General features: G+C 63.0%; 11 protein-coding genes. 9 read left to right on the forward strand and 2 right to left on the reverse strand.

The window, feature by feature from the left end; all coding sequences use genetic code 11:
- Positions 1-129: 129 nt before the first annotated feature.
- From M1D51_RS03080 to M1D51_RS03095, 4 genes are all read left to right on the forward strand, one after another.
- The gene (locus tag M1D51_RS03080; RefSeq protein WP_172324152.1) at positions 130-792 is read left to right on the forward strand and encodes a GntR family transcriptional regulator; all 663 of its coding nucleotides are present in this window, start codon (positions 130-132) and stop codon (positions 790-792) included.
- Entirely contained in the window at positions 789-1,961 is a 1,173-nt protein-coding gene (locus M1D51_RS03085) for an MFS transporter (protein WP_458108488.1), read from the forward strand. The genes M1D51_RS03080 and M1D51_RS03085 overlap by 4 nt, the downstream gene beginning before the upstream one ends.
- A 155-nt stretch (positions 1,962-2,116) precedes the next feature.
- Positions 2,117-2,344, forward strand: coding sequence for a hypothetical protein (locus M1D51_RS03090; RefSeq protein WP_458108489.1), 228 nt, complete (start codon positions 2,117-2,119; stop codon positions 2,342-2,344).
- Positions 2,345-2,362: 18 nt separating this feature from the next.
- Positions 2,363-2,536: a hypothetical protein gene (locus M1D51_RS03095; RefSeq protein ID WP_172324149.1), complete on the forward strand. Its 174-nt coding sequence runs from the start codon at positions 2,363-2,365 to the stop codon at positions 2,534-2,536.
- 33 nt (positions 2,537-2,569) lie between these two features.
- Here the strand turns inward: M1D51_RS03095 and M1D51_RS03100 are convergent, their stop codons facing one another.
- Positions 2,570-6,025 (reverse strand): DEAD/DEAH box helicase, encoded by a 3,456-nt coding sequence (locus M1D51_RS03100; protein ID WP_458108490.1) that lies wholly within the window; start codon positions 6,023-6,025, stop codon positions 2,570-2,572.
- 165 nt (positions 6,026-6,190) lie between these two features.
- On the opposite strand from M1D51_RS03100, the gene M1D51_RS03105 reads away from it, so the two are divergent.
- The 4 genes from M1D51_RS03105 (at position 6,191) to M1D51_RS03120 (ending at position 9,791) form a co-directional block, all read left to right on the forward strand.
- Positions 6,191-7,039, forward strand: a complete 849-nt coding sequence (locus M1D51_RS03105; RefSeq protein ID WP_458108491.1) for a DMP19 family protein — start codon at positions 6,191-6,193, stop codon at positions 7,037-7,039.
- A gap of 107 nt (positions 7,040-7,146) precedes the next feature.
- Positions 7,147-7,941 (forward strand): ABC transporter permease, encoded by a 795-nt coding sequence (locus M1D51_RS03110; protein WP_458108492.1) that lies wholly within the window; start codon positions 7,147-7,149, stop codon positions 7,939-7,941.
- On the forward strand, positions 7,934-8,812 hold the full coding sequence (locus M1D51_RS03115) for an ABC transporter permease (RefSeq protein ID WP_458108493.1): 879 nt from the start codon (positions 7,934-7,936) through the stop codon (positions 8,810-8,812). Before M1D51_RS03110 ends, M1D51_RS03115 begins: the two co-directional genes overlap by 8 nt.
- Position 8,813: 1 nt before the next feature.
- Positions 8,814-9,791 (forward strand): ABC transporter ATP-binding protein, encoded by a 978-nt coding sequence (locus M1D51_RS03120; protein WP_172324776.1) that lies wholly within the window; start codon positions 8,814-8,816, stop codon positions 9,789-9,791.
- 136 nt (positions 9,792-9,927) lie between these two features.
- On the opposite strand, the gene M1D51_RS03125 is transcribed toward M1D51_RS03120, so the two are convergent.
- Positions 9,928-10,518 carry a DUF5655 domain-containing protein gene (locus M1D51_RS03125; protein WP_458108494.1) on the reverse strand — a complete coding sequence of 197 codons (591 nt, stop codon included), beginning with the start codon at positions 10,516-10,518 and terminating at the stop codon, positions 9,928-9,930.
- Positions 10,519-10,683: 165 nt separating this feature from the next.
- Here M1D51_RS03125 and M1D51_RS03130 point away from each other — a divergent pair, with 165 nt between their 5' ends.
- Positions 10,684-11,622: a type IV toxin-antitoxin system AbiEi family antitoxin domain-containing protein gene (locus tag M1D51_RS03130; RefSeq protein WP_172324778.1), complete on the forward strand. Its 939-nt coding sequence runs from the start codon at positions 10,684-10,686 to the stop codon at positions 11,620-11,622.
- The last annotated feature ends 38 nt before the right edge of the window (positions 11,623-11,660 follow it).

Raw genomic sequence — 11,660 nt, forward strand, 5'->3', positions numbered from 1 at the left:
CTCGAACAGGCTCGTTCGTGGTCAGTCAGAAGTGGTCAACGTCATCCAAGCATTGCTTCTGTTGCTTTGGATGACTCGGTACTGGTTGTATAGATGTATACAAGTACACTTTTGCGGGGATGGCACGGCATGGCAGAACAACCACGGAACACTGGGGCGCACCTCGTCTACGGAGAGCTGAAACGCCGAATACTCAGCCTGGAGCTCAAGCCAGGTGAGCGGCTCTACGAGCCCGCCATGGCGTCCGAGTTGCAGGTGAGCCGCACTCCGCTCCGGGAAGCCATCCGACGCCTGATTTCCGAAAGCCTGCTCGAGCAGCAACCCACCGGGGGAGTGGTGGTCCCTGCACTGGATGAGAAGGTGATTTCAGAGCTCTATGACGTCCGGGCCGCTTTGGAATCCCTGATGGCACGGGAGGCGTGTGCCAACGCGAGCCCGGCAGATCTGGATGAACTTCGCGGAATCCTGGCCCGCAACGCGGCCATGGTGGAGTTCGCCGATGAAGCGATGAAGTACGGGGTTGCCCTGCATTCGGCCATCGCCAGGATCGCTGGAAACTCTTGGGCCCAGCGCTTCCACCAGCAGATCGCCAGCCAGGTTGAACGCTACCGATACTTCACCAATAAGGCCTCGGAACGCCGTGATGAAGCACTAGCCAATCACCGGCTCCTGGTTGAAGCCATTGCTTCGAAGGATGCGGAGACGGCAGCCAAAGTCGCTTTCGATCACGTCATCGGCGCACGGGATGAGACGCTGCGGGTGATCTCGAGTTCCGGCCTCGTGGTCGAATGATCGGCGAACTCGGACGGCGTTCGTCCACTGCACTCCTGATCCACTCGGCCCTCATCCAAGCAGTCACCTTCCTGGTCCGCCCGGCCACCACCTACCGGGCCCTTGAATTGGATGTTCCCGGGTTCGCGTTGGGTCTTCTCGCTGCCAGCTACGCCGTGTTTCCCCTGCTGCTCGCCTTGCCCATCGGCGGACTGGTGGACCGCCTGGGTGAGCGCAGGCTCATGGCGATCGGGGCCGGCGTCGTGCTTGGTTGTTCTGCGTTTCTACTGTTTTGGGGGACGTCAGTCCCGGCGCTTGTGGCTGGAACGGCGCTCCTTGGCGCGGGCCAGCTGGCGTGCGTGGTGGGGCAGCAAGCGGTGGTGGCGAACAACGCGGCATCATCGCGGCTGGACTCCGCTTTCGGGTACCTGACGTTCGCCGCTTCACTGGGGCAAGCCTTGGGCCCGCTGGCAATTTCCATTGTGGGTGGTGCCTCCGTTCGGCCCAATACGCAGGCAATTTTCCTGCTCGCTACGGCCATGAGCTTGGTGCTGTTCCTGACCACGTTCGTGATTTCGTCCAAGGTCAGCCGCGGGAGGCGCACTGCCAAGGGCGGTCCCAAGGGCAGTGCGGCTGCGCTCCTCAGGACACCAGGCGTGGTGCGTGCGCTGGCAACCAGCGCTACCGTCCTGGCAGTGGTGGACCTGACCGTCGTCTACCTGCCGGCATTGGGTGCGGAAAGGGGCCTGACCGCGGCCACCGTGGGCCTCATGCTGACTGTCCGGGCCGTGTTCTCCATGGTTTCCCGGCTGGGGCTGGGCGGTGCCTCCCGCCGGCTCGGCCGGATGAAACTGCTCATCATCAGCCTGGCCATTTCCACAGCTGCCCTCGGGGTCGCAGCGATTCCGATGCCCGAGTGGTTGCTCTTCATCGTCATGGCATTCCTCGGCCTGGGCCTGGGAATCGGCCAACCACTGACCATGTCCTGGCTCTCCGCCCAAGCGCCGGAAGGCCAACGCGGGCGTGCCTTGGCCCTGAGGCTGGCCGGAAACAGGGTGGGCCAAGTGGTCCTGCCGAGCGCAATCGGCGTGGTGGCGGTGGGCCTCGGTGCGGCGGGGGTGTTCCTGGCATCCGCTGTTGCTGTGGGCGGGACCATGCTGTTGCTGCGTGGGGTTCGGCTGGACGACTGAGTCTGGCGGCGGAAGACCAAGCAGGCACTAAATTGCTCTTCCTCGAATATTTGCCGCATACCCGTCATCTTTCACCGCGCCCGCGCACTGCTAGTTAGGCGTAGTTAGGCGGGAAAGAGGGGGAGCTGCCTGTGCAGAACGGCAGGGTATTTCAGATGACAGATCCGGAAACGTTGCCGGTGAGGCATCACAAGGCGTGGGAGTACTTCCAGCGGGGCGACGACGTGGAAGTGACGCTACGCGGCGTGGCATGTGGCACCGGCGTGGTGGTGGACGTCATGGCCGATGGAAGTGCCATCTGGGTCTACATCAACGGCGTGGGCAGGCGGCTATTTGGCGCGGAGGAGAACGTGCAGGTTACTAGCATCGGCTACGGGCGGTAAACGGAAATGGGAGACAACATGAAAGCTCAACTACTGGCAGCAGCTGGAGCCCTGGCAATCGGCGGAGCCTTCGCCGTGATCGTCAATCCTGTGGTTGGCGTGACCATTGGTGTCTCCGTTCTGGGAGGCGCCTTGAACGACCTCAACCGACGACGACGAAAAGCCGGAGGCGGCGAGCGCGTCGCAGTCTAGCTGTACTAGCCCGCATCTACAGTCAGTCACGCCCTACTCCGCGAACAGCGCCGCCAGGTCGTCCGCCGTCAACGAGCCACCGGCCAAGGCGTCGCCTTCCATGACGTCCGCGAACAGTTGTGACTTCTTGGTCTTCAACGCCATGACCTTTTCCTCAATGGTGTCCTTGGCCACCAGCCGGTAGACCATCACGTTCCTGGCCTGCCCAATGCGGTGCGTCCGGTCCACTGCCTGGGCTTCGGATGCCGGGTTCCACCATGGATCCAGGAGGAACACGTAGTCGGCCTCGGTCAGGTTGAGCCCGAAGCCACCGGCTTTCAGCGAGATCAGGAACACCGGAGCGGACCCGTTCTTGAATTCGCTGACAACATCGCCGCGGTTCCGGGTGCTGCCGTCGAGGTAGCAGTACTCCACGCCCTCTTCTTCCAGGCGTTCGCGGACCTTGCCAAGGAATCCGGTGAACTGGCTGAAGATCAGTGTCCTGTGGCCCTCGGAAATGACGTCTTCCAGTTGCTCGAACAGCACATCGAGTTTGGAGGAGCGCACGCCGGACAGCGAAGAGTCCACCAACGAGGCATCCAGACTGAGCTGCCGCAGCAACGTCAGCGACTGGAAGATCGTGAAGCGGTTCTTGTTCACGTCATCGATCAAGCCCAGGATCTTCTGCCGTTCACGCTGCAGGTGCGTCTGGTAGACCTTTTGGTGCCGCGGGTTGAGCACCACTTCGAGGATCTGCTCCTGCTTGGGCGGCAGGTCCTTGATGACCTGCTCTTTGGTGCGGCGCATCATTAGCGGACGGACACGACGCCGGAGCTTGCTTAGCTGCGCCGAGTCACCGTTCTTTTCCACTGGCTTTTGGTAGTTCTCGGCGAACCGTTTGGGGCTCGGGAACAGCCCCGGCGCAACGATCGAGGTCAGCGCCCAGAACTCCATGAGGTTGTTCTCCAGCGGTGTGCCGGTGATGGCTAGCTTGAAACGGGCCGGCAGCTTCCGCGCGCACTGGTAGGCCTTGGACTGGTGGTTTTTGACGAACTGGGCCTCATCCAGCATCAGCCCCGCCCATTGGAAGGAGGCGTAGGCATCGTAATCAATGCGGAAGAGGGCATAGGAGGTGATCACCACGTCGGCACCGGCCAATGCGTCCACAGGGGACAGGCCGCTCTTGGCGAAAGTTTCACCGACGGTTCGCACCACCAGGCCCGGGGCGAACCGTTGCGCTTCCAAGGCCCAGTTGCTCACAACACTGGTAGGGGCAACCACCAGGAAAGGAGCGCGTGGAGTCACCTCAACGGCGTCGCCCTGCGCGGCAGCGGCAGTGGATGCGGCCAGATCCTTCGCCGCGCAGATCAACGCAATGGCCTGCACGGTCTTACCCAGGCCCATGTCGTCCGCCAGGACACCCCCGAGGCTGTGCTTGTAGAGGAAGCTGAGCCAGTTGAATCCTTCGAGCTGATACGGACGCAGCTCAGCGTTAAGTCCGGCCGGGAGCGGAAGTCCGGTCACGCCGTCGTCGAGCAATCCACCCACGGCTTCACGCCAGGCGGCGGCCTGTTCGTCCACAATTCCCAATTGGGCCAGCTCGTCCCAGAGTCCGGCCTGGAAGCGGCTGATCTGAAGGGTGCCGTCCTTGTTGTCCGGGTTGTCTTGCAGGGAGCGGGCTTCGTCAATCAGTGCCCGCAACTGGTGCAGCTCGGGAAGATCCAGTGAGAAGTAGGCGCCGCTGGGCAGCAGCATGCGGCTCATTCCGGCGGCGAGTGCGGAGAACACGGCTGCGAAGGAGACCGGTTCGCCTTCGAGGGTGATCACGATTCCGAGGTCGAACCAGTCGCCGCTGGCCGTTTCCTTGGTGGAAATGGACACCACGGGAGCCTCGGCGGCCTCACGGTAATCCGCGATGTCACCGGACGTTTCAATCACGACGTCGGGCAGGTCCTTGAGCGCAGGCAGCACCTCTTCGGTGAACGCCAGTGTGTCCAGGCCGCTGAGCTCCGCGGAGGCAGCGATGCGTGGCGCACCCCAGCCACCTGTTGCCGACTCGGCCAGCGCGGGCACCACGTCCCACGGCCGTCCGAGCGACTCCAGGATCCGCGCTTCCTCCGCATCATCGCGGTAACCACGGTCGTCCGGATGCCGCCACAACGGCTGTGCGGTGACCAGCGTGCCGGACTTGTAATGCCACTCCCAGTGCAGCCGGACCTTGTGGTCGTTGCCGTAGTTGGCCAGCAGGGACAACGTGGGGACGGCCAGGGTGGGCAGCTCCACCGATTCGTCCGCGGCCTGGACCGGCGTGGACTGTCGAAGTTTCGGGTAGAACGAGGTCAGGAACCGGCTCTCATCCTCGGCAGGAATCTGCAGCGTTTGGCCATCCATGACGAACTCCAGGAGCTCATCAGTGATGCCGCCCTCGATCGGGGCCAGCGTGATCAGGTTCTTTTGTTGCGGCACGCCGGGCAGGGTTTCCCCCGAATGAGTGAAGAAAATACCGTTGGCGGGCTTGCCCAGGAAGCCAACGGATCCCGGATCCACGGGCTCCCCGCCCACGGTGACGGACGGGGCAAGCTGCAGGCCGCCGTCGGGCGCTTCCTGCTTTGGGGCCGCCGGTGCGGCGTCCAGACGCGCCAAACTCAGTCCGACGACGGCGGCTTGGGACTCAACGCGGACAGGCTCGCTACCAGCGGAGTGGATGAGCGGGATGCCGGCTTTGGTGGCGTCGGCCAGGAGGGTCCAAAGATTCTTGGCAGCAAAGTCGTTCAGGCTCAACCACATGGCTCCGGAGGGTTGCTGCCGGCCATTACTGGACCCATGGGCGGCCAGGAAAGTCTGAAGCCATTCGACGTGGACTTCGTTGAATTCCCGTCGGAAGCTGACGTAACTGAGGTTGTTCCAGGAGACGTCGCCGCGGATCCATTTGCCCTTGGCGCCCATCATGACGGGGCGGGCCTTGAGCTGGCGGACGCTGCGCATAGGATCGCGGCGGCCTGTGTAGGAGAAGTGGGCCGCGGGCTCTTCCACCTCGAACTGAAGCGCCAGCGGAATGCCGGCAGCACTGGGAGCCGTGCCAGGCTTGGTGATCAGCCTGTTGAGGGCTTGTTCCCAGGCCGGACGGGCGGCGCCGCCCTGCTGCCCCGAACCAACGCGGGAAGTCTGGATTCCGGGCGCCTGTGAAAGGAGCTGGGCGCGGATGGTGGGGTGGTCCTCGGCAGTGAAGAGCAACGCGGCAACGTGCTTGCAGTCCTTACGGACCGGGCAGCTGCAAATACCCACGGTGCAGCTCCAGCCGCTGGGCTTGCGGACCAGTTTGGCCGACGTCGAATAAGGCTGCGGACCGGTGCCGCGGACCTTGCCGAGCAGGAGGCCTGTGGCCGAATCGAAAGAAATCCCGCTCACTCGGCTGCCCATGGCATAGGCCAATCCGGCCGCCAGGGAGCGGTCGTTAATGGCAGGAGTCTGAATGGCCAGTTCCCAGTTTTCGTCTGTGTGGGACGGCATGCGTCGGGCTACTTTCGGCAGGAGGATATCTGTTCAATCTTAGTCAGCAGAAAACGGCTCCCAAACTTCGCCCTCCGTTCACCTCATCCTCGACTGCCGCGCCGCTCCCACGCGTACGTTGAAAGTGTCCGGAGCACCATCAGCTTTCAGCAGTGAGGATTTCCCATGACTACCAACGAGTACCCCGTCGTCCTGAACAAGACCAGCTTCGAAGCCGGCAATGCGGATGTTGTGGATTCCAACGTCAACGTCGTGAACCAGATGTACCAGGAGCTCCTCAACAGCGACGAAATCGCCACCGCTGCGCTCAACAGCTTCTTTGTGGACTTCTACCTGACCCAAGCCCTGGCCGGCGGCTTTGCCCAGTACGTCTTCACCGCACCGGAGCGCGAAGAAGTGGACGCCTACATCCGCGCCGGCCTCGAAAGCATGGGCGCCACCCGTCATCTGGAGCTCTTCAACCGCACCGCGGCTACCTTCGATGCGCTGAGTGAGGAAGAAGCGGAGGCTTACCTCGACGGCGAACTGGACGAGTCCGAAACCCCGCCTGCTTCAGTGGTGGCCTTGGACGAGCTCGACGGCGAGTTCGAATCACTTCTTGAGGAAGAGGACATCATCGACCTCAACGCCGCATACCTTCGCGACCAATCCGAGCTGCTGGTCCTGACCGAGGAGGAGATCGAAGCCCACATTGCCGAGCGCGTCGCACTGATCCCGGACCTCGCCGAGCGCCAGGCCGAGGCTGACGAGGAAGCCCTCGCCAACGCCCCCGAGTTCGAGGTCATCATCCGTGAACTATGCGACGTAGCCGGGTACGCCCTGGAAAAGATCACCATGGGCGACCCCAACTACGAGCACGACGGCGTCAAGACCCTCGCCTGGCACTTCTCCACCGACCACGGCGACTACCTCATGATCGAGGACGACGACGAAGCCTTCATGATCCACCCGGAGACCAAGGAGATCATCGCGGCCGTCGAGTTCGAAGAGTCCGAGGAATTCGCCGACGCGTAAGCCACTCGTTGCCGAGGTCGCCGGAACGCTGCAGAATCGCCGTTGCGTTCCGGCGACCTCGCCGCGTTTCCGGCGATTTCGGTGCCACCCGTGAGTAGACTCGATCGGTGCGCGCGTATTGGGAACTGGGGAAGTCATCATTCGGCCGCCATTCCACGTACCGTACTGCCGCCGTCGCCGGCGCTTTTACCAACTCCGTTTTCGGGCTGATCCGGGCATCGCTGCTGCTGAGCGCTATTACGACGGCGGGCGGCGCCATCGGGGGTTACTCGGCTATGGAGGCCGCCACTTATGTGTGGCTGGGCCAGGCGCTCCTGGCACCTTTGGGGCTGTTCGGCAACGCTGAGCTGGCCGGGCGGGTGAAGTCGGGGGACATCGCCGTGGACCTCTCCCGGTCCGTCAACCTGACCGCGTCCTACTGGGCGCAGGACCTGGGCCGCGCCGCCTTTGACGTCCTGCCCCGCGGGCTACCGCCACTGATCGTTGGTGCCTTGGTGACAGGCCTGGCGATGCCGGGAACTCCCGGGCCTTACCTGCTGGGATTCGTGTCCATCCTCGCCGCCATATCCCTGAACTTTCTGGGCTTCTTCGCCATCAACCTGCTGTCCTTCTGGGTCCTTGAGATCCGGGGTTTCTGGATGCTGTACATGGTCCTGATGAACCTGCTCTCCGGATTCCTGGTGCCCGTGACCTGGTTTCCCGGCTGGCTGCTCGACTTTGCCCGCGCCACGCCGTTCCCATCAATGCTGCAGACACCGGTGGACATCCTTGCGGGGAGGACCGACGGCGTCGAAAGCCTTGTGATGGTGGGTGTCCAACTTCTGTGGCTGGCCGTGTTGATGGTGGTCGTACAGGTGATGGTCCGCTTCGGTTCGCGGAGGCTGGTGGTGCAAGGTGGCTAGCCCCCGCGCAACGTCTTCCCTGACTTCCCGCCGCGCAATGTCTTCCCGCGCCGGCGACCCGCACGCTCCTGTCACCAACCTTGTCCTCCTCAAACTCCTTGTCTCGGCCCGGCTCCGTTCGCAGCTCGCCTATCGGGGCAGTTTCTTCTCGGATGTCGCCGGACAGGTTCTGCTGGGATTGACTGAGTTCGTGGAGCTCTACGCAATCGTCCACAACGTCTCCACCTTTGGCGGCATGACATTGGCCCAGACGCTCCTGGTGTTTGGACTGGCGTCCGTGGCGTTCGCCTTGGGAGACCTGCTCTTGGGAGAGACCGATTCCATGTCCGAGACCATCAGGTCCGGCAAGCTGGAGGTGTTGTTGGTCCGGCCTTTGCCTGTGCTGCTCCAACTGGCCACCTCGGACTTCCAGTTGAGACGCGTGGGTAGGCTGATCTTCGCGCTGGCGGCCCTGGCTGCAGCGCTCCTGCTCACGGACGTCCACTGGGACCCGGCCAAGATCGCCCTGGCCATCATCACCCCCCTTGCCGGTGCGGCAATCTTTTGCGCACTCTTCCTCGGCGCCGGAGCCATGCAATTCTGGATCCTGGACGGCCGGCAGTTCGCCAATGCTTTCACCTACGGTGGACGGTACGTCGCCTCCATGCCCGGAGCGGCGCTCTTCTTCCCGATCCAGATCTTCTTCACGTTCGTCATCCCCGCAACCTTGGTGGCCTACGCTCCCAGCCTGGTCATCCTCGAGCTCGACGGCCCTGCCGGAATCCCGGCCTGGACGGGTTGGCTGGGACTGCCGGCCGCCGTCGTGCTGAGCGGCCTCATGCTGCTCCTCTGGCGGGCGGCCATCAAAAAGTACACCGGCGCAGGAGGCTGACATGCCCATCATCGACGTGGAGAATCTGAGCCGCGAGTTCCAAGTCATGGAGCCTGCCGGGCGGTTCCGGCGACGCAGGAAGACCGTTCACGCAGTCCGCGGGATCGACTTCACTGTGGAGCAGGGCGAGGCGGTCGGTTACATCGGGGCCAACGGTGCCGGCAAATCCACCACCATCAAGATGCTGACCGGTGTCCTGGTGCCAAGCTCGGGACGCGTGAGCGTGTGCGGGTTCAACCCGGTGCCGCAGCGTAAAGCGCTGGCCCGGAAGATCGGCGTCGTGTTCGGGCAGCGCTCCCAGCTTTGGTGGGACTTGCCCCTGCAGGATTCGTACCCGATCCTTGGTGCCATGCATCGCATGCCCGAGGCGGATTGGCGGCCCAGGTTCCGCGAGCTTGCCGATCAGATGGACCTGGGGGAGTTCCTCACCACCCCGGTCCGGCAATTGTCGTTGGGCCAGCGCATGCGCGGCGAGGTTGCCGCTGCCCTGTTGCACCGGCCCGAGCTTGTGATTCTGGATGAGCCGACCATTGGCCTTGACATGATCAGCAAGGAGAAACTGCGCCAGTTCCTGGACGCCGAGCGTCGCGATAACGGCACCACGCTGTTGCTGACCACCCACGACATGAGCGATATCCAGCGTTTGTGCCAACGCGTTTTAGTAGTCGACGACGGCGCCATCGCCTACGACGGTCAGCTCACCGGTTTGGCTGAGGTGGCCGGAGCCGTGCGCACCATGGTGGTGGACCTCGCCACTCCCATGCACTCGGGTGTGCTCTTTTCGCTGCCTGATGGCGCCGTCCATGAAGGTATTGAGGCCAACGGGATCCGGCACAGCGTTTCGTTCGACCCTCGGAGGCTCTCCGCCGCCACGGTTCTGGCGGCCATCTCAAGCACGGCCGAGGTAGCTGACCTGTCCTTGCACGAGCCGGACATCGAGCATCTGGTCCGGCAGTTGTACGGGCGTGCGCGGGGCTAGTTGGTTGGTCCCGGCGCTGAGTTCGCTGGAACCCTGCGTGCTCGCCCGGAACCTTCCGGCGACTTGGCAGGCTTCCCACGATCTCAGCGTGCCCGGGTAGTGAGCCACTTCCCCTCCCCAGGGAGTGGCCTGCCGTCTAGCTGTTCTGTTCCAACGCCTCGGCGAGGTATCCGAGTAGCTCGTCGTCGACGTCGTCGATTGATCTCAGCCGCACCCGGCGGTCGAAGAAGTCTCCCTCGCGTACTTTCACGGCTTCGAGCCTGCCCTCGGCCGGGGCGTCCAGGCGCAGGGCGACGTCAACCGTGGTGTTGTTCGTTCTGGTGACTTGGGCGAACTTCCGCCGAGGGCTGTGTAGCGATACGTAGCCCTTGCGCATTTGGATCTCCACGCCGTCGGTCTCAGCGGACCAAGCCAGCAGGGCATCGGCAATCGGGCGGAGGCCGGGGTGGTTGGCGTATTGGCCGTCGATGAGTTGGTCGGCGTCCCGGAGCATGAACTCGGGGTAACCGAACATCTCCCAGGAGACTGCGTATTGCGCATAACCGGTGATGCCGTGTTCATCGCGCATCCAGTCGCGGAGCTCGGCGTCGTTCTTCACTCCCTGAGCTAGTCCCCGTTCGGCCCACCACCGGACGTCATGGCCGGACTTGCGCAGAAGCAGGTCCTGATTGCTGTCCACCATGGTTTGCCAGGTCTTGGCGGCCTTGACGTGGGGATTCTCGCTCATCTCCCGATCCTAGCCCGGCGGTTTCTCCTGACTTCGCCGGAATCGTGCGCCGTCGGAGGCAAATTTCCGGCGTCCTCGCACTGTTTCCGGGCTCTCGGGGTTCAGGTTTCCACATAGCGACGTGTACCCCTCCTGCAGCCGAGGGTTGGTTGCCATGCTGAGCCGATGAAGCCAACACCAAATACGCGCACCGTGCCCCCGCTTCCCCTGCGCGGCTACATGTGGAGGACGGACGAGCTGCTCCGGTTCGGTCTCAACAGCCGGAAGATCAAGGCGCTGGTGGACACAGGAGAACTGCATCGGATGAGATATGGGTGCTATATCAGGGCGAAAATGTGGAATGAGTTTGGTCCGAGGAGGCAGGCCAGGGAGCGGATAGTGGCCCATGCTCACGGGACACTGACCACATCAACGGGTGGGTTCGTCTACAGCCACTTGTCTGCGGCACGGCTCCACGGTCTGTTCGTTTGGGGTGTGGATGACAAGGTTCACATCCTGCACCCGGCCCGGCCTTCCTCGGACCGTTGGGGCAAGGATGTTCGGGGACACACGGAAAGCTTCACTGAAGACGATGTTGTCCCCGTTCAAGGCTTGCGGGCAACGACGCTGGAGCGCACCATCTTTGACAGTGCCAGGATGCTGAACTATCCCAAAGCCTTGGTGATCATGGACCACGGATTGCGCGTGGGCGCCGACAGGAACACAGTGGCATCCCTGGCAGCAGCTTCTGCTGGAAAACGGGGTATACGCACGCTGCGCAAGGCCTTGGACCATGCGGACCCGCGGTCCGAATCTGCCGGCGAAACACTCACCCGCGAGTTGATGCAGAGGCTGCGCATCAAACCTCCGCAGCCACAGTTCGAGGTACAGTCCCGTTTGGGTCGCCACCGTATGGACTTTGCATGGGAAGAGGAAAAGCTGGCGTTGGAGTTCGACGGTCGCACCAAGTATTTCGACTTCAACCCCACCGAGGAAGTCATTTTTCAAGAACGACGGCGGGAAAAAGCACTCGTCGAGGAGGGCTGGCGGTTTATCCGGATCGAATGGAAGGATCTTTTCCAAGAGCGTGCCTTCAAGGAGCGCATCCTCCGGGCCCTCGGGTGACGCGCTGCCGGATCCCGAGTTCGCGGGAATCCTGCCTG

The sequence above is a fragment of the Arthrobacter sp. R3-55 genome, assembly GCF_054161505.1.